Source organism: Prosthecobacter sp., from assembly GCF_044222345.1.
Lineage (GTDB): Bacteria > Verrucomicrobiota > Verrucomicrobiia > Verrucomicrobiales > Verrucomicrobiaceae > Prosthecobacter.
In genome coordinates this window covers 1-19983 of the sequence record NZ_JBGANL010000004.1, presented here as the reverse complement: position 1 = coordinate 19983, position 19983 = coordinate 1, and the positions used below count along the sequence as shown (strand labels likewise).

Below are 19983 nucleotides of genomic sequence, written 5' to 3'. Positions count from 1 at the left end.
CGGCTGGCAGAGCGGCCAGGACTCTCGGAAGCGGTGGAAAGCGTGAAACGGCTCAATTCGTTTTCCCAGACGCAGGAAGGCATGTCCAAGCGCGCCATCGATGCGCTGGTGTTCATTTTCAAAGACCTGTTCCAGAAGGAGCAGGAGCTCACCACGGCGGAGAATGCTCTGGCCAAGGCGGAACGAAAGGCCCAGAGCCAGGAGCAGCTGGCCGAGCGCACTGAAACCGTGGGCAGCCCGCTCAGCGGGCCGAACCCCCAGCTGGCCGCCATTTATCGCAAAGAAGCGGCGGACATCCGGGGCAAGGCGACCCGACGGCATGAGGCGGCACTCAAAGCGATGAAGGAAAAAATTACCGCCTACAACGTGTCGGTGGGCTATTTCCAAAGCCAGGGAAGCACCGAAGTGGTGATCGCGCTGGCGAGTTCATTGTTCGCCGTGGTTGACCGGCACCTGCCGGATTTTGACTTCAAACCCACCGTCTCACGAGAGTGGATTGAGCAGCATAGGCGGGTGCAGGCGTAGTGAAAAAGAGAAGGACCCAGACGCACCGTCGGTCTGACAGGTCGTATGGGTCCTCGAAAGAGTCTGGCAGGTTATTAGCGACTACCACTTCTTCTTGAAGCCGCCGCCACCGCCGCCATAGGGGCGTCTGGGTGGGCCGCCGCCAAAGCCGCCACCACCACCGGCATCTTCACGACGTGGGCCGTCATCACCGCCACCGTAGCCGGGGCTTGGGCCTTCGCCTTCACGCTGCTGCCAGGGTTTGCTGCCAAAGCCGGGCTTCTTGAAGCCGCCGCCACCAAAGCCGCCACCGCCGAAGCCGGGCTTTTTGAAGCCGCCGCCACCGCCTTGGTATCCGCCGCCGCCACCACCGCCGTAGCCTTTGAAGCCAGTGCCTGGGCCGCCGCCTTTGTTGAAGCCGCCGCCACCGCCACCACCGTAGCCGCCTTTGTTAAAGCCGCCGCCGAAGCCGGGTTTCTTGACGAAGCCGCCGCCACCGCCGAAGCGCTTGGGGCGAACGCCGCTGATGTCGTCCGGACGATCCGCATGGTCCATGCGCACGTCACGGCCACGCAACTGCGCGCCTCTGACGCCTTCCAGCACGGCTTCCACGGAGTCACCGGGGACTTCGACAAAGCTGCATTTCTCCAGCACGTCGATGGCGCCGATGCTGCCGGGGGTGAGGTCTTGAATGGTGTTGTAGAGCATGCCGGCGATGTCCTGGGGACGCACCTGATCCATGCCGCCGACGTTGATGAACAGACGCACCATGCCGGAGCGCGGGCCTTTCTGCACGTAGCTGCTCTGCTTGCGTGGCACCGGGCGCTCGTCTTCGTGGTCGCTGTCGAATTCGTTGTCAAACTTGGCCGGGCGCACCGCCGGAGCGGCTGCCTGATGATTCGTGGGGCCTGAGTCTTCCTCAGCGCCGGATTCTTCCGCGTCTGCTGCCGGGGCAGGGGCGCTGGCTGCCACCGGAGCGGCTGCTGGGGCTTCGGCAGAGGCAGGGGCTTCCGTGCCTTCAGCAACTGTGGCCGGGGCTTCGGAGCCTTCTGTCACGGCTGCGGCTGGAGCCGGTGTGGCCTGCGGAGCAGGAGCCGGGGCGGGTCTTGGCGCGGGTGCGGTGGCTTGCGGGCGGGGCTTGAAGTCGCGCTGCGGATAGTCGGGCTTCCGGCCGGCACGGTCTTCCACGATCTGCTCGGTCTCGCGCACCTGGTCTTTCATGAGCAGGTCCATGAGCGCGCTGGCGATTTCCGTGGGGGTGAAACCGATGTCCAGCAGGCGCTGGATGCTGTGCTCGTGATTGGCGTAGGCGGCACCTTCCAGCACGGCTTTGACCTTCTCAAAGGTCTTGTCCACGCGGGTGGCTTCCAGCTCTTCCTGGGAGGGCACCTTGGCACGCTCCACGCGGATGTTGATGAAGCGCTGGATGCGCTGCATCAGGTAAATTTCACGTCCGGCCACGAGGCTGAAGGCCTTGCCGCTGCGTCCTGCACGGCCGGTGCGGCCGATGCGGTGCACGTAGTCTTCCGCGTCATACGGCAGCTCAAGGTTCACGATCAGATCGATGTCGTTCACGTCCAGGCCACGGGCGGCCACGTCGGTCGCCACAAGGACTTCGACGTTGCCGCTGCGGAAGTTGCGCATCACGCGCTCGCGCATCGTCTGGTTGATGTCGCCATGCAGGCGGTCGGCGGCGTAGCCACGGGCCACGAGGGCGTCGGTGGCATCATCCACGGCACGCTTGGTGTTGGCGAAAACGATGGTGAGGCGCGGGGCCTCGATGTCGATCACGCGGCAGAGTACTTCCAGCTTGGAGCGGCCCTGCACTTCGTAGTAGCGCTGCTCGATAGTGGACACCGTCAGCGCCTTCTGCTGAATGGTGATGGTGGCCGGGTTGTTGGTGTAGTTTTCGACGAGGCGGCGGATGCGCGGCTCAAAGGTGGCGGAGAAGAAAATGGTCTGGCGCTCCTTGGGCACGGCGGCCATGAGGCGGTCGATGTCCTCGCTGAAGCCCATGTCGAGCATTTCATCCGCTTCATCGAAGACGAGGGTCTTGAGGGCGTCGAACTTGATCAGGCCGCGCTCCATGAAGTCGAGGATACGACCGGGGGTGCCAACGACGATCTGGGAGCCGCTCTGGAGAGCGCGGATCTGGCGGTCATACGAAGCGCCGCCGTAAACCGGGGTGGCGCGCACACCTTCCTTGAAGGAGGCGAGCTTGTGGATCTCCGCGCAGACCTGCATGGCCAGCTCGCGGGTGGGGCAGAGGATCAGGGCCTGGACCTGGCGCTTGGTGCCATCGACGCCCTGGACCACGGGAATGCCAAAGGCCATCGTTTTGCCGGAGCCGGTCTGGCTCTGGCCCACGACGTCACGTCCGGTGAGAGCCACAGGAATGGCTTCCGCCTGGATGGGTGAGGGCTGCTCAAAGCCAAGAGATTTAACGGCTTCAAGAAGCTCGGGGGCGATTCCCAGTTCAGGGAAAGTATGTGTACTCATAAAACAGAAACGAAACGGACTCCTCAGAATTTGAGGGGTGTCATACTGTCACAAGCGGAGGATATAGCAAGGTGTTTGATCTTGAGGGCCCGGGGAGGAGGTGGGAGGCGCCGCCGGGCAATCAGAAAAGCTCACGGGCTTCGCTGATGCGCTTGAGCCAGTAAAAAGGGCGACGCTTGGCGTGTGCGACGGCGACGATCACCACCTTCTGCCGCCAGAGGATGTAGGCGATGTAATATTCGCCAAAGCGTGGATTCAGATTGGCCCTGCGTATGGACTTGCGACGGATGTTGTAGAGCAACGGGTTTTCACAAATGGCATGGCGATGCTGGAGATGATGCCATTCAAACGCGATCACCAGCTCCTCGTCAATGCCGCCGAAGTACTCCAGCAATTCATCATTTTCCTGCTGGGCGGACGGATGAATGTTCCATGCCGTCATGGCCTGTAAACCGGACGCTCGATTCCCAATTTGGCAAACACGGCATCCGAACGACGCTCAGACTCCTCTGCGCTGAGCAACTGAACGGTGCCATTTTCGATTTCCTGCACACGGGTATCAAGCTCGGCGTCCCACTCGGCCTCAATCGAAGCTTCTGCGTCTGACTGATCGTCCTCAGCGAACTGAAAATCACGCCGAAGCTCCTGAAAAAGCTCTCTCGCTTCGTCCGGGGCGAGGCTGTTGATGGCCTTTTTGATGTGTTCGACGGCGGCTGTCATGGTTTGATTCTATCGTCATCCCCAGGATTTGTCGAGTGGCCGAGTCACTCAACAAAGATCTAGGGCGCAGACCTCCTCCGATACGCCTTTTACTGGTCTGGCACGCGCCCCCCCACCGCAGAAAAAAGCCATTCTCCACCATGGACGGCAGCAAAAGCCCTTCTAGAATCGCCTTTTCCTTAGCCAACCAACCTGCGGGCGAGCCTGCCCGTACACCCATCATGTCCACCGCTTCCGCTCCTTCGTCGTCATCTCCCACCTCCCTGCGCAACGCCGTCATCCGCCTCGCGGGCAATTCTCAGGACGGCATTCAGTCCATCGGCGGTTTCCTGGCGCGTCTGGCCGGGCGCACGGCGCAGGAAGTGATGACCTACATGACCATCCCGTCCACGATTTCGGGCGGTCCTTCCATTTTCCAGGTGCATCTGGGCTCCGGCGAAGTGCTGCATGAGGGCGACGAGGCGGACGTGCTGGTGGCCTTTTACAAGCACAGCTACGAAAACCACATCGCCGCGCTGCGCGATGGCGGCATCTGCTTCTACGACACGGCAGACATGGGTCCGGAAGACGTGAAAAACGAGCGCGGCATCATCCACATCGGCGTGCCTTTCACCTCCGCCACCGTGGAGGCCGTGGGCGGCTCCACGCGTGACCGCGGCAAGAACATGTTCGTGCTCGGCATGGTCTGCGCCGTCTTCAATCTCGACAAGGAAAAGCTCGTGGGCATCGTCAGCCGCCAGTTTGGCCGCAAGGACGAAAGCGTGCTGCGCAATGCGCTGCTGGCCTTTGACGCGGGTTTTGCCTACCAGGTGGGCGACGTGGAAAAATTCGCCTTCGTGCCCGGAGAGGCGCATGGCGCGCACCGCATCAGCGCGGATGGCAACCAGATGCTCACGCTCGGCCTCATCGCCGCAGGCGTGCGCTACGGCTCCGCCTATCCCATCACGCCGTGGTCCTCCATCATGGAAACGCTGCGTGTGGAACTGCCGAAGTATGGCGGTCTGTATGTGCAGGCGGAAGATGAACTCGCCGCTGTGGCCATGACCATCGGCGCCGCCTTTGCCGGTCACCTTGCCATCACCGGCAGCTCCGGCCCAGGCCTCAGCCTGAAGATGGAAGCGCTCGGCTACGCCAGCATGGCTGAAATCCCCCTCATCGTGGTGAACGTGCAGCGCGGCGGCCCTTCCACCGGTCTGCCCACCAGCGTGGAGCAGTCCGACCTCATGCAGGCCATCTACGGCAGCCATGGCGACAGCCCGCGCATCGTGCTGGCGCCGAAGGACGTGGAAGACTGCTTCTACATCGCCCTCGAAGCCGGCAAGCTGGCCAAGAAATATTCCTGCCCCGTCATCATCCTGAGCGATCAGGCCCTGAGCAGCCGCATCGAGGCCTTTGAAGAGCCCGACCTCGACAAGCACTGGGTCGAACCGACTCTCGACATCTCCACCCGCCCCGAGGGCTTCAAGCCTTATCCGCTTGATGCCATCACGCAGCACGCACCTCCCGGCTCCAAGATGGCTGGCGGCAAGTACCCTGTGTCCACCGGTCTGGAGCACGATGAAATGGGCCACCCGAGCGGCAGCCCCAAGATGCACACCCTGATGACCAACAAGCGCCGCAACAAGCTGGTGCAGCTTTCCAAGGAACTCCCGCTGCCCGTGATCCACGGCGACCAGACCGGCGAAGCCCTCGTCATCGGCTGGGGCAGCACCTACGGCCCGATCAAGGAGAGCGTGGACCGCATGCGTGCGGAAGGCCACAAAGTCGGTGCCCTGCATCTGCGCCACCTGCACCCCATGCCGGACGGTCTGGACGGTCTCTTCAAGAAGTTCAAGCACGTTGTCTGCGTGGAGATGAACGACTCCGGTCTCTACGGCTATGGCCAGCTGGCCACGCTGCTGCGCGCCAGCCTGGCGGACCCGCGCATCCAGTCCGTGTGCAAAACGGACGGCCTGGCCTTCCGCATCCGCGAGATCGTCACCGGCGTGGAAAAAATCATGAGCGCCTAGTCCGGACCCGCACCTCGCAGCCCACCCAACCTTTCTTCTTTTTTAATCATCATGTCCTCCGCCCTCGTCACTCCTGCAGCACCTGCCGCTGACAAGCTAACCAAAAAAGCCCTCACCGCCGACCATCCCACGTGGTGCCCCGGCTGCGGCGACTTCGCTGTGCTGAACATCTTTTACCGCGTGCTGGAGAAGCTCCAATATCCGCATGAAAACATCGTCTGCGTGGCCGGCATCGGCTGCTCCAGCCGCTTCCCGTATTTCATGAACACGCACGGCATTCACTTCATCCATGGCCGTGCGCTGCCCCTGGCCACGGGCATCTCCCTGAGCCGTCCGGACGTTCACGTCTTCGTCTTCGGCGGTGACGGCGACGGCTTCTCCATCGGTGGCAACCACCTGAACCACGCCGCCCGTAAAAACATCAAGCTCACCTACGTCATCATGGACAACTTCGTCTATGGCCTGACCAAGAAGCAGACCAGCCCGACGAGCCCCATCGGCTTCAAGAGCAAGACCGACCCCACCGGCAGCATCGACCGCCCCATTAACCCCATGCGCCAGCTCCTCGCCAGCGGCGCCACCTTCATCGCCCGCACGCATGCCGCGCAGGTGAAGCACATGGAGGCCATGTTTGAGCGCGCCATCCTGCATGATGGTTTCAGCGTGGTGGAGTGCCTCAGCGAGTGCGTCATGTTCTACGCCGGCGCGTTTGACGACAGCACCCCCCGCAAAGGCGGCACCTTTGACACCATCGACGAAACGCAGCACGACATCACCGACGAAACCGCCGCCTTCAAGATGGCCGAAAACCTCGCCCCCGGAAAATTCGGCGTGTACTACCAGGTCAACCGTCCCACGAAGAATGCGCTGGAGCAGAAGTGGATCGACGACACGCAGTCGAAGCTCGGCGGCGTCTCGCAGAAGGACGTGCTGAAGAAGCGGTTTGAAGCGATGAGGTAGTGCCGTGCTGCGCCGACAAGGCGTGGTCAAGACTTCAAGCCCCGCCATGACAGGCGGGGCTTTTTGCTGTAAGGGAAGTGATGCGGGCACTTCTTGCCCGCAAGGCGAGGTACATCGCGGCAGATGCGATGCCTCTTTATCCGCGACGATGATCACATGGCTCCGAATTCACGAAGAGTTGCCAGATCTTCTGTCAGCATCTCCTCCGTGAAGGCGGGAATCCGGCGTGCATGAAGCGCTTCGGCAAAAGCCCCCTCTTGAGCACCTTGATTGCGCTGAGAACTTGACCAAGAAGCGGTTTTGACCTCCTTCACTCCTTCATGCGCATCCACACCCTCGATCTTCGCTTCATCGGTATTCCCGGTCTTATTGCTTCCTATTTGATCGAGAGCGGTGGTGAGTACGCGCTGATCGAAACCGGCCCGGGCTCCACGCTGGAGACGCTGCGAGGCGCGATTCGTGAGGTCGGCGTTGATGAAGCCGCCATCAAGAAGGTCTTCGTGACGCACATTCATCTGGATCATGCGGGTGCTGCAGGATGGTTTGCGCAGCAGGGGGCCACGGTGTACTGCCATCCGAATGCAGCGCGGCATTTGATCGATCCTTCCAAGCTCATCGATAGCGCGCGCATGGTCTATGCTGAGCTCATGGAAAAGCTTTGGGGAGACATGCTGCCTGCGCCTGCGGACCGCGTGGTGGCCTTGCAGGACAAGGAAAGTGTGAGACTCGGCGAGATCGAGATCACTGCCTGGGACACGCCGGGGCATGCGCGGCATCATCATGCGTTTATCATCGGGGATGTTTGTTTTGCTGGAGATGTGGCGGGGATGCGGCTGGAGTACAGCCGCTATCTTTCCGTGACGGCAGCGCCGCCGCAGTTTGATCCCGTCGCTTATGCGCAGTCCTTGGATCGTTTGATGGCCGCCAACTTCAAGACATTGTATCTGACGCACTTTGGCGCGGTGACGGATGTGGAATGGCATCTGAGCACGTATCGGCAGCGGGTGATGGAAGTTTACGAGCGAGTGGCCGCCGATTTCCAGGCGGGCGTCAGCGTGGAGGAAAATCGCCACAACTATGCGGCGGCTGAGCACTCGATCGCCATGCAGGCAGGCGTGAGTGAGGAACTCTGGCGCAAGGGTGAAGATGCCAACGTCACCTCGATGTGCGCCGATGGCGTGCGTTTGTACTGCGAGAAGGGGCGCTGAAGGACGCGGACACCGCTGTTTGGGCTGTGTTTTTCAGCCTGCCTTCGGGCGGTTTGGTGCCGCCCTATGCGGAAAAGTGGCATTTTTGGCCAACTGATCCGTATATGTCTGAAGAATTTCAAAAAACTACTTAACCAGTACGTAATATTGATGTAAATTGAGGAATTGTTGCAACGAAGTTACTTATGAGCACCATCGCTTTTGAAGAAGACGGAGGTCGGGAAGCCAGGGCTCCCAAGATGTCCGGCCTGCCAGTCGGGAGATTGGTGGAACTCAATGCCGCAGCCGCTGATGCCCAGGCCACCTGCGAACGCTGGCACTCTGAACTGCAATCCGTGCAGGAGCAGCACCGGGCGCTGACGCATGAAGTGCGGCAGATGTCACGGCTGCATGAGCAGAAAACTTCCGAGGTGAACCGCCTCCTCAGCCTTGAGGCCAGTCAGAACGAGCAGCTGGGCAAACTGAACGGACACCGTGAGATGTTGCAGGCCCGGCTCCAGGAGATCAATGCACGCTATCTGCAAGATCAAGGCCGGCTGCAACAGACTCAGCAGCAGTTGAGTGAATGGCAGAGCCACAAGCAGTCCGTGGAGGCGCAGGTGGCTGCGGCGTCCAGACAGCTTGAGGGGCTGAAAGCAGAATCTGCCCTGCTCGAAGACCGCAGTTCCGAACTCTCCGACCTCCTGCAAAAGGCCATTGATGAGGTGACCCGCCAGCAGGAGCGCATTGTCGAGGCACGCGGTCTGGTGGTGCGGTATGAGACGCGCCAGCAGGAGCTTGCGATCAACATCGCGCGGCTGGAGGTGAGCGCCCAGCAAACGGAGGCCAATCTCAAGCTCAAACAGGACCGCCTCAATTATTTGGAAGAAGCTGGCAGCCGGGCGACGGGTCATGTGGTGGATCTGACTGCCCGCCATCAGGCTCTGGAACAGAATTTTACGCAGCTCACTGCTCAATGCCGGGAAAGCGAGGCCTCCCTGAACATCACGCGCAGCGCCATCGCCGATGAACGGGCGAGGCTTCAGGAAGCCCGGCAGGCGATGCAGGAAACCAATCAGCGCCACGCAGATCTGCAGAACGAGGTCAGAGAACTGGCGGGGCAGCGAGTGGCTGCAGCCGCCGCGCTGGGCGAACTCAAGGCTGAAGCCGTCCAGCATGAGCAGACTTTGATCATGCTCCGGCAGGAGCGGGCGAAAAGTCAGGCTGAGACGGATGAACTGCGCGGGTGCGAGCAGGCCATCAAGCAGGCGCTGCTGTCCCGCCGCAACGAACTCGCCCGCATGGAAGAGAAGCTGGGCACCACGCTGAATGAGTGCACGGAAGCCGCCGCCCACCTGGCCGAGCTTGGCCGGGCCGTGGCCCAGTTCGATGGAGCTGAAGAGGCATCTGTTCAACGGATTCAGCAACTCACTCTGGAGATTGCGGACCTAGACACCAAACGCCAGCAGGCGCAGGACCAGATCAGCAGCACTGAAACCTCGCTGACAGCATTGGGTGAGAGGCACCACGCCTTGGAAGCAGAGCTCGCCGTACTGGTCAATACCCGGCAGTCCACCGAAGACGTTTTGCAAGCCTGCCGTGCTGAGCTTGCCACCACCGAGGAACGTCTGAAAACCACTCAGGATGGCTGCCAGAGCGCCGAAAAACGGCTGGCGTCTCTGAACCAGACCCTGCAGGAGCGTCAGGAGCAGGAAGCCATTCTTGGCGATCACATTCACGTGCTGGAGCAGCAGTCCCAACAGCTGGAGGCCCAGACTCGCGAGCAATCCGGCAAGCTCGAAGCCATGCGCCAGGAGCGGATCGGCGCCGAGATCGCGCTGCAGCGTCTCAGCCAGCAGCAGGAAGAGGCAGGCATCCGTCTGGAATCCCGCCATGCGGAGATCGACACCACCTCCGCGCGACTGCAGCAGGTGATGCATGACTGCCAGCAAGCCGAAGAACGCCGGATGTCCCTGAGCCATGAAGTGGAAAATCTGCTCATGCGCCAGCAAAACCAGGAGATGATCCTGCGTGAAGTCGAAACCCGGATCGCGCGGCGCGAACAGGAGAGGGAAGCCGCCACTGAAGCTACCCGCCAAGCCCAGCAGGAGCACGAGTCCACTGCCGCATCTGTCGTGGCAGCCCGCAAGGAACTGGCAGAGCAGCAGGCCGGCATTACGGCGTCCATGGCCAAGCTGTCTGAACTTCAGTCGGCGGTGCAGGCCACGGAGCAGAACCTGACCACCACGGGCGCCACCCTGGCCGGCCAGGAGCAAAAGCTGGTGGAAACACGCAGCGCACTCGATGCCGCATCGCAGGAACTTCAGCTGACGCATGACCTGAAGGCCACGCTGGAGGCGCTGACATCCCGGCAGGCCAACGTGGCTGCCGCAGAGCAGCATCTGGGAATTTTGAGCCGCCAGGTGGAAGAGGCCTCCCAGCGTCGTTCGCAGCTCGACGCCGCTCTTGCCGACATCACCCAGCAGCTTGCGACCGCGACCACAAGCTGTGACGCCGTCAATCATCAGGAGACCGAGACCCGCCAGCGTCTGGAACAGATGAGTGCGCAGGAAAAAGAACTCCGCCAGGAAATCGCCACGCTGACCGCCTCCGCACAGCAGGAGCGGGTGATGTATGATGAATTCCGTTCCTTGTCGAAGGACGCCCGTGAGCTGCACGATCAGGAAAGTGCCGCACTCAATGTGCAGATCAAAGAACTGCGCCAGCAGCTCAGCGGCTGGGAGACACAGGTCGCAGCGATGCTGGACTGGAAAGAGCGGATGGATCAATGCATGGACCGGCTGCAGCAGGCCGGAGAGGATTCAGCAGAATCTCGCAGCGCGAAGGATGAAATTCACATGGTGCTCGGCGCTCTGCGTCAGATCATGGAGCGTCTCCAGACGACCAGCAAAATGGAGTCATCGCGTCAGCCTTCTGCCGAAGGCTCTGCTTCAGCCAGGACGGTCAGTTCCTCCTCCACGTCGTCCTCAGAGACGAAAAGTGGCAGCGCGCTGCTCAGCGAGGTCAGGCCGAACAGTCGTCTCAACCGCCTGCGTGAAGAACTCCAGCGTGAAGAGAGCCGTCTGAATTTTTTGCGTCAAAATGCACGCTCTCTCGAACTCCGTGCCCGCATCCGCCCGTCGCTCCCGTTGGGACAGGAGGGGGCGAACGGTGGCGGTCAGGAAGCCGCATCTCCCTGGGAGGAGCGGATCAAGCGTGCGGCCATCGACGAAACGAATCTCTTGGAAAAAATCGCCACTCTCAAAGCGCAGATCGCGGAACTTCGTGGCGAAGTCCAGCAGCCATCCGCAGTGGCCATGGACACGAGCGGTTGATCATATCGGCCAGAGGTGCGGTGCCGTGCCGCCAGCCTATCTCGGCCTTGGACGTCTGCGAGTGCTGACGAGCTTGGCGCGGGCGCTGAGCTGCATTTTGCGCCCCACGACCAGCATGATCATGATCACCACGGCGCGGACCATCCACCAGCGTTCCGAACTGGAGGCTGTGTTTGTGTCTTGGGATTCGATGGGAGTGGCGAGCTTGACCGCAGAATTGCCAGCGGAGCCAGGCGAGACGGTGGCTGCCGGCGTGCCTGCGGCGTTAGCAGCCGGAGCCGCATAACGGGATGCGGAGGCGAGTGTCGCTGCGGGCCGTGCAGGCATGTCTTCGCCGGGCGGGGTGGAGAGGCCGGCTTTCTGCTTCTTTTCCGCCTCCTGCACAAAGGGATCGTCTGCAAAGCCGGTGTCGTAGAGATACTCCGGCTCCTGTACGCTGAAGGTCACGTCTTCAATCTGGCCGTCCTGCTCAAAGACGCCGTGGATCGTCTGCATCGGTCCGGTCTGCTCGAAGATCTCGAAGCCCAGCCAGAAGTCCTCCAGGACCTTGCCCTCGATGGTTTGCACGAAGATCACATCCACATTGCGCGCCGCGTATTCGACCTCGGCCATCGGCGGGGTCTGCGCAGCATCCGGCCAGACCGGCGCAAAGCGTACGCCGGAGCCTAGCAGGGCCTTCTGCCGGTTGATCTCCACATGGATGTGCTGGTTCAAGTACGTGGCGATGCGCGGCTGTGCGGCGGTGAGCTCCGCCATGCTGATCTTCATGTCGCCATCCGTGTCGATGCCGGTGAAGCGCGTGAGCGTGAGGATGTTAAACGTCAGCCGGATCTCAAGCTGATGCGGCTTCGGCCGCACGCGCATCTCGCTCTGGTCGGCGGGGTGACCGAAAGCGAAATGACCAGCGACGAATGCCAGAGGCAGGGCGCGCCTCAGCCAGCGGGGTGAACGACAGAGATAGGACCTACGGGACACAGGGGACGAATAGGGCATCTTTGCGCATTCGTCATTCTGCATTGATTCGTTTTACTCTTCCTGCGGTCGTCGGTCTCGCTGCACTCGGCTCGTCATTCCACCGTGATCCAACACGGAAGACACGCCCCGCTGTTTTCGGTCCATGAAACCGCGTGGCACTGGCACAAACTTGGATTTTCACGGAGCAAGGTGAAGCGTCTGTGCTCAAATCGGCAAGCCCTTGGGGCGAGCGTAATGAGAGGGGGCTCATGCGCAGCATGCAGGCTAAGTCATTGCGACAGGAGCATTCCTTCGCCCATTTTGAGGGGGGGGGCATGCGATTCCGTCATTGACTCAAAGCGCGCGGCTACATTAGAAACGTTGAATTGGAAATATTGCATACGGTTCTTGTTAAAAGAACTGCTTGAAATGCGTTTTTCCAAGGCCGTGCGCGCTGCGGCTTCTCGTTCAAATACATCACATCATAAAACACGTCAGACACCCCATGAAGAAAACAGCACTCTCCCTCCTCTGCCTTGCCATCGGCCTCAGCTCCGCCTCCGCTGACGACGTCATCAAAGAAGCGATGAAGAAGAATTTCAAACCCGAGGACGCCATCGCCAAGAAAGTGGGCAAAGGTGAAGCAACCGACGCGGAACTCGATTCTCTGATCAAGTGCGTGCAGGCCATCTGCGCCGCCACACCCCCGAAAGGCGACAAGGCCGCCTGGGTGGAAAAGTGCAAGGGCATGGTCGCCGCGCTCAACAAAGTGAAGGCCAAGGACGCCAGCGGCATCAGCGAATTTAAGAAGGCCAACAACTGCAAGGCCTGCCACGACGTCTTCAAGCCTGCTAAAAAGTAAAAGTTTACGGCCTCGACTTGTATCGGGACTTCCGAAGGCTTCGCTCGCAAGAGCGGAGCCTTCTTTATTTCTGCTTCTTGCGTGTCCGGGCGGATGCTCCAATATCCGCCAACCATGCCCACCACGTACCACATCGTCCCCACAGAAGCCCACAACGACCTCGTCCGCGCCGCCTACAAGCATCGCGGCTACACCCAGGCGGAGGCCGAGGACGGCGCACGGTTTTGCGAAATGGCCTCGGCCCACGGCATCCGCACCCACAACGCCATCAAGGCCCTGCACCTCGATCACCTCTTCGGCAGCGCCACCGGCGGCTGCAAGCCGGGCGCGGAGATCGAGGTGATCAAGAAGCCCTTCGCCGCCAGCGAAGCCTGGGACGGCAAACTCAAACTGGGCCAGAGCGTGGCCTTCAGCGCCATGGAGCGCTGCATGCAGATGGCGGACAAATACGGCATCGGCCAGGTGAGCGTGGACAATGCCTTCCACTATCTCTGGGGCGGCGGCTACGTGATGGATGCGGCCAAGAAAGGCTACATCGCCTACACGAACTGCACCTCCACCCTTGGTGAAGTGGTGCCCTTCGGCGGCAAGTTCCCCGTGCTGGGCACGAACCCGCACTCCTGGGGCCTGCCGACGCAGGATGCCTGCGGTTTCCCGATCGTGATTGACTGGGCCACCTCCACCGTGGCCATGGGCCGCGTGCAGCAGCTCAAGCGTGAAGGCAAGCCTCTTCCTCCTGGCGCTGCCGTGGATGCTGCGGGCAAACCCACCACCGATGCCAATGAAGCCGCATGGCTGCTGCCTTTCGGCGCGCACAAAGGCTACGGTCTCTCCCTGCTCATCGAAGTCATGGGCGGCATGATTGGTGGCGGCCTGCCCACCCTGCGCGGCGGCGGTGCGCACCCCGACATCAAATCCAAGCCTTTCCCGGCCGGTGAGAAGCGCACCAGCAGCTTTTATTTCCAGGTCATTCACCCCGATGCCATCAGCACCGGCCTTTTCTCCAACGGCCGCAGCTTCAACGAAAACGTCAAAGCCGTGATCGGCGACATCCTCGGCCACGGCAACGAGAGCTGCATGCTCCCCGGCCAGCCCGAAGCGCAGAATGCCGCCCACACCGCCAAGGCCGGCGGCCTGCTCTTCAGCACCGCCGAAGTCGAAGCCCTCAATGAGATCGCCGATGAAGCGGGCATGCCACGCTTCGATGTCGCGGCATTGGGGACGTATGAGGTGCCGTAAAACAGCCCTCTCTATTGATCAGGTCACCTTCCTTTGCTCACCGGCGGCGGTAGAGGCGCTCAAGCTCGTAGATGCGATCCGTGAGCTTTTGCGCCTCATCGTAGTGCTTCTGCTCAAACTCCCATTTCTGCAGCTGCTCCACCACCGAAATGATTTCCGGGGCCACCGCCAGGACTTCGCGCAGGCAGCGTCCATACTCGGCTGTGTGGCCGAGCTTCTGCTCGAATTCGGCCAGATTCAGGAGCGGAACTGGGTAGTCTTTGGGACAGACATCCAATGCCTGCTTGAGCACGCTGACAGCACCGGTGTAATCCTTGTTTGAATCGACGAGATCCCTGGCCCGTGCCACCGAATGCACGACCTTCTCAACGGCCGAAATGGGGGAGGCTGGCCTGGCCGCATCAGCCGTCTTCGCCACAGCCTCCGATGCCGGCGGACGCTTCAACTGCTCGTGGGCCATGCTTTGAATCCGGGCGCTGTTTGGGTAGCGCTTCGCCAGGTCTTCCAGGTGGACCCTGGCTGCAACTTCGTCCCCCATCGTATGCGCGTTTTCATAGCGGCTGTAGTCTTCATCCAGCAGGGCCACGTCTATGGGATTGCTGGCAGCGGGCAATGGATGTGGAATGTTTTTTCCACCACGCGCCAGACGGCCGATCTCATCTCCCAGCGCGGTGATCGGCGAGAGCAGGATGAGCGCCTGCCGGCCATTCATCTCGATCCCTTGTTTGATGGCGACGAGCTCCCCCTGATTGTTGATCGCAAAACTGCCGGGACCGATGCAGGGCTGCTGCTTGAACATCAGGCCTGATCCCAGACTGAGCACCCGCGTAAAATGGTATTTGCTGAGATTGGCCGTTATACTGGTGCGTTTGGCAATGACCGGGCCCACAACGGGCGGAATGTCCGTTTCGAGAAAATCGAACGCCTTGAGCGCGATGAACGCAATGGTCTCGCCCATCTCGGGCTCCTTGGGCGCAATCGGCAGCCAGACCTTGGGACTGTAGTCAAACTTTATCAGCGCCACCTCCTGCTCGGGAAAGATCCCGAGGATGGTCCCGAAGGGCACCTCTCTGCCATCCTCGGCAAAGACGACCGGCCGCTGGGGCAGTGCGATCATGCTCAAGTCCACCAGTGCCAGGCCGTCTGCCGTGATGAAGACGCCCCTTCCTTCCATTCTGCCCCCATTCATAATGACCCCAAGTTCGATGGCTGCAGCCCGCTTGCTGGCTGCGATTTCCTTCAGCCCATCCGCAGCTGTGGCTGGCACTGGCAACAGACATGGGAGCAATGCAAAAACGAAGAGCCGTGCGATATGGTTCATATGCATTTTGAATGGATTATTTAAGCATTTAACAGAATGCTCTATTTTAATCGATTCAAAACTGCTCCGCGGGAAAGCGCCGCCCTGCATCTAATCCCGCAGTCACCGCGCCCGCCTGGTAGGGCCCCGCTGCGTCCGGGCCGAAGCTCCGGGTCTGTCCCAACACAGGCAGCCAAACAGGTCCGCCGTCCTTGGCGCGTGGAAAGCCAAGGTTCTGGCGTGACGCGACGCGGCAGGGGAGCTTCTTAAAAGGGGGAAAGCGATGAGGCAACAGTCCGCGCTGGGACGAGAGATTCCAGGGACGCGCACAGCGCATCCCTACCATCTGGCGCGGCGCATGCCCTGCAGGCCGCCCTCAGTAAATCATGGCATTATCCGGCGCGGTGGTTTCCTCCACCTTGGTGGCTTCGATGATGGGCACGGTCTGAGTGCCTTCCTTTTTGTAGCCCATCTTGCCGACGACTTTGACCCAGGTCATGTCTTTGAAATCGGGTGCCTTCTTGCCGAAGTCGATGGGCACGGAGTAGGGGCGGGCATCCGCAGCGCAGCATTGGACGAGCATGCGGAAAATGCGGAGGCGGTGGCCGTCGGCATTGTTCACCTTTTCCGGCAGCACCTGCGCCACGGTCTCCACCATCTGGCCGGTCAGCACCTTCTGCACCTCGACATCGCCACCGGTGTAGTAGAGTTCGGGGACTTCGAGGATGAAGTTGCCTTCCTTGCTCTGCGGCACCTGCTTCTTGAGATCTTCGAGGGTGAAGGTGCCGTAGCTCTTGGAAGCCTGTGCGGGCGGCGGAATGTTCTTCGGCGGCGTCTTGGTTTCTGCGGCGGCAGCAGAGGCAGCGGCGACTCCTGGAGGCGGCGTGCTGGCGGGCTTCGCGGGTTCTCCTGCCGTTCCGAGAGTCTGGGGACTGACCATGGCCGGAGGCTGATCGGCGACCTTCTCCGTGGTGACTTTCTCCGTCGTGGTGACGGCAACGGGTTTCCCGGTGTTCTTGGCCTTGTTTTGCAGTGAGAACTGCTCGGCACGAGAGGTGTCCGTGTAGTTCGGGTCGTACAGCCCCTTGTTCACGATGGCATTGGAGCTGTAGCGGTCCGGGGTGGAAAGCGCAGCCCATGACAGGGGCGCGGCAAGAATGATCAGCACCGCGATCCGGCCCGGCCAGGAACTTTCATCGAGAATGCCGTGCGCATGCCCTTCATGGCTGTGGGCATGGGGGTGTCCGTGATCATGCCCGCAGCAGCCCGCAGTCTTCGCATGATCGTGCGAGTGGTCGTGGCCGCAGTCTTTGTGATCATGATCGTGCCCGCAGGTGCCATGTTCATGGGCGTGCTCGTGACTATGGTCATGGCCGCAGGCGTCGTGCTTGTGGTCGTGGCTGTGATCATGCCCGCAGCTTTCGCCATGCTTGTGCGCGTGGTCGTGTCCGCAATCCTTGTGATCATGGTCGTCATGGGAATGGCCGTGATCGTGGCCTTCACAGCCCGCATCTTCAGCGCCCATGGTGAGCAGATTGAAGAGGCCCAGCACGGCCAGACCGATGCCGGACACCAGCACCATCGGGCGGAAGATGCCATCCGGTGGCAGGTAGTTCGTCAGACGACCGCTGATGTAGAAGTAAAGCAGCACGCCGCCCCACAGAAAGAGCATGGCGACACTGAGAAGGTGAACGAGGGTGCGGGTTCCACTCATGGCAGTTTAGGGTTTGATGTAAAGATGTTGAACCAGGTTCATCCAAGGCCCGGAAAGCAGACCGATGAGGATGAAAAGACCGATCAGAAGAGATACGACCACCTTGCGTTGGAAGACGCTGGAGTACATGAACAGGAGCTTGATGTCCATCATCGGGCCGAAGACCAGGAAGGCCAGCTTGGCCGCCATGGAGAAGGCGGTCATCGGCGCGGCGATGAAGGCGTCCGAGGTGCTGCACAGAGACAGGACGATGGCCAGCCCCATAAGGGAAGGGACGGCCAGCCAGTCATTGCCGGCCACGGTGTTCAGCAGCCCCTGATTGATCTGCGTGTTGAAAACGGACGTGATCACCACGCCGATCGCGAAGTACATCGCGGTATCCAGGAAGTCGCGCATGGAGCTGCGCATGGCGTGCACCAGCTTGCCATTGAAATTCGCCGCCGGAGCATGCACGTGGCCGTCATCCGCCGCATCCGCCTGGGCGATCTTGTTGGCGATGCTGGCCCGCAAGACCTGGCCCGGCTTGAAGCGCAGCACCACGAGGCCCACGATCACCGCCACGAGGTAGCCGAGCGACAGACGCGCGATCGTCATCGTCGCATTGCCCGCCGTGGCCCAGCTCAGGCCCTGGAATTCCTTGAATGCCGTCATCGTGCTGATGGCCACGATGGGGTTCATGATGGGGGCAGAGAGCATGTAGGTCACCGCGCAGGAAAGCGGCAGGCCCTTCTGCACCAGCCGCCGGATCACCGGGACCACCGCGCACTCGCACACCGGAAACACCAGTCCGAGGAAGCCCGCGATCAGCGTCGCCAGCACCTTGCTTTTGGGCAGCACCCGGTCCAGCAGCTTGGCCGGCAGGAAGGCATCGATGATTCCGGAAAAGACCGTGCCGATGAGGATGTAGGGGGCGCCTTCGAAGACAATGCTCAGGAAGGCCATGAGGATGTCCCCCATGCGGCTGGGTGCGGGCAGATCGGCGAGAAAAATCATGTGGTTGAGTAAGAGAGTGTTAAACGCGCCGAGAGGGCGGGTTCAAGCGGGAAAGAATGGGGAAATGGAGGAATATGAAATGGGGGGCGGGGTGCACCGAAGTCAAGGAGGAGCGTCAAGAGGTGTTGTCGTCCTCGTCCTCCTACTCGAACTCGTCCTCGATTATTGCGCTGCCTTGCCGCCCCTGCACAAAAAAGAAGGCAAGCAGACACCGAATGAGATTGTCTCTCAGCATTGCTTTTGGTGGAATGGCCCCATGAACGAACAGTCGAAATACCCGTGGGGGTGCACGCAGTGGGTGATTGTGCTGGCTGTGCTTTTGTTGGGCTGGATGCTGATAGCATCGTTTCTTCCCATGGTTTCCAAGCAAGGTGTTCAGATGCATGGGGTGAATAACTGCAAGCAGATCATTCTGAGCTTGAAGCTTTATGCCAGGGACAACAGCTCAGCATACCCAGATTCTGTCCATGAGAAGGAATCTGTATCTGCGAATCAGGTTTTCCGCTGGCTGTTCAAAGATGGAATTGTGGAGGCCGAGGGCATCTTTGGCTGTTCCAACAGCATGTTCGTTCCCGATGGGGTGATTGGTAATGCTCCGGACTTTGCCAAAGCTCTTACTCCCGGTGAGTGCCATTGGATGCTGCTCAAATCACAAACTGACACATCAACTGGGGATGCCCCCGTTGTTGTTGAAAACGCGATCAACGGTTCATGGCCGCCGCGATGGGATGTTTCGGCACAATCCGGGAGCAAGCGTGGTCGAGTGTGGAAGGGGAATAAAATAATCGTGGGACGTAATGATGGCTCAGTAGCTGTGGAAAAACTGCGCACAGATGGCACTATGGACTGGCATTCCCCGTCGAACCTCGATGAATACGGCAAAAGCTGGATCGACACCCTGACCCCCGAGCAAATCGCGAAGTTGGGTTATTGGGACATCGAGGAGAAATAACCCCGCACTGTGCCTGCCTTGCGCATCCGTGGGCAGGATTTGCGATGACCTATGAGGATGGGGGATTGATGCGTTGATGGGGTAACGCGCACCAACTCCAACTCGACTCCCATCCATGAAATCACTTCTTGCTCCTTTGCTGCTCAGTCTGGCCATGACCGCCACGGTATTCGCTGCCTGGCCCATCAATGATGAATGCCCAGTGGATCACAAAGCCTCACGCCCAATTTATCGCGTGAAGACGGATGAGGGCTTTGTGTCCTTCTGCTGCGTGGATTGCCTGCAAAAATTTGTCAAATCTCCCGGCGCCTACCCTGTAAAGAAGAAGGAAGTGGCGAAATAAGCTGCGGCAGCGGCGCTGCCACGAATTGGAAGCACGGGATCTGCGATGATCCCGTGCGCGCTCTGGACGTAGGTCGGCTGTGTGTGGCAGGCAGGACAATCTGCTTCACACAAACGCCCCTTCGCCAAGCCGCCCGACTGCGAGGATCTACCCACGCCACGGTGTTTGCTGCACGCCGATGCACGAGCGTTCAGCCACCACACCCGACCCACAATCACACAGGCATCGCTGATCTGGCTCGGACAACAGACCAGCGGCGCAGCCTTGAGTCCGGTGGCTTGTGCAGTCCTTGTTGCCACCCATGTCCTCTCCTCATCCGTTTGATCTCAAGGAACGCAGCATCTGGGTCTTTGGCGGCGCTGGTTATCTAGGCGCTGCCGTGGTCTCACAACTCGCGGAAATGCAGGCCCGC

General features: G+C 60.6%; 16 protein-coding genes. 9 read left to right on the top strand and 7 right to left on the bottom strand.

Translation table 11 applies throughout. The features are described from left to right. Positions 1 to 42: 42 nt before the first annotated feature. A complete protein-coding gene (locus tag ACILSL_RS03865; protein ID WP_395730680.1) occupies positions 43 to 525 on the top strand; it encodes a hypothetical protein in 483 nt (160 codons plus the stop codon). An 81-nt stretch (positions 526 to 606) separates the two neighbouring features. Here ACILSL_RS03865 and ACILSL_RS03860 read toward each other — a convergent pair whose 3' ends face one another. From ACILSL_RS03860 to ACILSL_RS03850, 3 genes are all read right to left on the bottom strand, one after another. Then, on the bottom strand, positions 607 to 3003 hold the full coding sequence (locus tag ACILSL_RS03860) for a DEAD/DEAH box helicase (protein WP_395730679.1): 2397 nt from the start codon (positions 3001 to 3003) through the stop codon (positions 607 to 609). Between the two features lie 121 nt (positions 3004 to 3124). Next, positions 3125 to 3445 carry a hypothetical protein gene (locus tag ACILSL_RS03855; protein ID WP_395730678.1) on the bottom strand — a complete coding sequence of 107 codons (321 nt, stop codon included), beginning with the start codon at positions 3443 to 3445 and terminating at the stop codon, positions 3125 to 3127. Next, positions 3442 to 3723, bottom strand: a complete 282-nt coding sequence (locus ACILSL_RS03850; RefSeq protein WP_395730677.1) for an addiction module protein — start codon at positions 3721 to 3723, stop codon at positions 3442 to 3444. Before ACILSL_RS03850 ends, ACILSL_RS03855 begins: the two co-directional genes overlap by 4 nt. 221 nt (positions 3724 to 3944) lie before the next feature. Here ACILSL_RS03850 and ACILSL_RS03845 point away from each other — a divergent pair, with 221 nt between their 5' ends. The 4 genes from ACILSL_RS03845 (at position 3945) to ACILSL_RS03830 (ending at position 11214) form a co-directional block, all read left to right on the top strand. Next, positions 3945 to 5732, top strand: coding sequence for a 2-oxoacid:acceptor oxidoreductase subunit alpha (locus ACILSL_RS03845; protein ID WP_395730676.1), 1788 nt, complete (start codon positions 3945 to 3947; stop codon positions 5730 to 5732). A 51-nt stretch (positions 5733 to 5783) separates the two neighbouring features. After that, positions 5784 to 6692, top strand: a complete 909-nt coding sequence (locus ACILSL_RS03840; protein WP_395730675.1) for a thiamine pyrophosphate-dependent enzyme — start codon at positions 5784 to 5786, stop codon at positions 6690 to 6692. A gap of 320 nt (positions 6693 to 7012) precedes the next feature. Further along, on the top strand, positions 7013 to 7900 hold the full coding sequence (locus ACILSL_RS03835) for an MBL fold metallo-hydrolase (protein ID WP_395730674.1): 888 nt from the start codon (positions 7013 to 7015) through the stop codon (positions 7898 to 7900). Between the two features lie 185 nt (positions 7901 to 8085). Further along, on the top strand, positions 8086 to 11214 hold the full coding sequence (locus ACILSL_RS03830) for a hypothetical protein (protein WP_395730673.1): 3129 nt from the start codon (positions 8086 to 8088) through the stop codon (positions 11212 to 11214). Positions 11215 to 11250: 36 nt separating this feature from the next. On the opposite strand, the gene ACILSL_RS03825 is transcribed toward ACILSL_RS03830, so the two are convergent. Beyond that, positions 11251 to 12189, bottom strand: a complete 939-nt coding sequence (locus tag ACILSL_RS03825) for a hypothetical protein (protein WP_395730672.1) — start codon at positions 12187 to 12189, stop codon at positions 11251 to 11253. A 484-nt stretch (positions 12190 to 12673) separates the two neighbouring features. Here ACILSL_RS03825 and ACILSL_RS03820 point away from each other — a divergent pair, with 484 nt between their 5' ends. After that, complete coding sequence (locus ACILSL_RS03820; RefSeq protein WP_395730671.1) at positions 12674 to 13030, top strand: hypothetical protein; 357 nt, start codon at positions 12674 to 12676, stop codon at positions 13028 to 13030. A gap of 114 nt (positions 13031 to 13144) precedes the next feature. Then, positions 13145 to 14269, top strand: a complete 1125-nt coding sequence (locus ACILSL_RS03815) for an Ldh family oxidoreductase (protein ID WP_395730670.1) — start codon at positions 13145 to 13147, stop codon at positions 14267 to 14269. Positions 14270 to 14306: 37 nt separating this feature from the next. Here ACILSL_RS03815 and ACILSL_RS03810 read toward each other — a convergent pair whose 3' ends face one another. The 3 genes from ACILSL_RS03810 to ACILSL_RS03800 all read right to left on the bottom strand — a co-directional run bounded on the left by ACILSL_RS03810 (position 14307) and on the right by ACILSL_RS03800 (position 18276). Next, complete coding sequence (locus ACILSL_RS03810) at positions 14307 to 15386, bottom strand: tetratricopeptide repeat protein (RefSeq protein WP_395730669.1); 1080 nt, start codon at positions 15384 to 15386, stop codon at positions 14307 to 14309. Positions 15387 to 15945: 559 nt separating this feature from the next. Then, positions 15946 to 17283: a hypothetical protein gene (locus tag ACILSL_RS03805; RefSeq protein WP_395730668.1), complete on the bottom strand. Its 1338-nt coding sequence runs from the start codon at positions 17281 to 17283 to the stop codon at positions 15946 to 15948. Between the two features lie 6 nt (positions 17284 to 17289). Further along, positions 17290 to 18276 carry a permease gene (locus ACILSL_RS03800; protein ID WP_395730667.1) on the bottom strand — a complete coding sequence of 329 codons (987 nt, stop codon included), beginning with the start codon at positions 18274 to 18276 and terminating at the stop codon, positions 17290 to 17292. Between the two features lie 64 nt (positions 18277 to 18340). Between ACILSL_RS03800 and ACILSL_RS03795 the strand changes: the two genes are divergently transcribed. Beyond that, entirely contained in the window at positions 18341 to 19228 is an 888-nt protein-coding gene (locus ACILSL_RS03795; RefSeq protein WP_395730666.1) for a hypothetical protein, read from the top strand. A gap of 115 nt (positions 19229 to 19343) precedes the next feature. Then, positions 19344 to 19571 (top strand): hypothetical protein, encoded by a 228-nt coding sequence (locus ACILSL_RS03790; RefSeq protein WP_395730665.1) that lies wholly within the window; start codon positions 19344 to 19346, stop codon positions 19569 to 19571. The last annotated feature ends 412 nt before the right edge of the window (positions 19572 to 19983 follow it).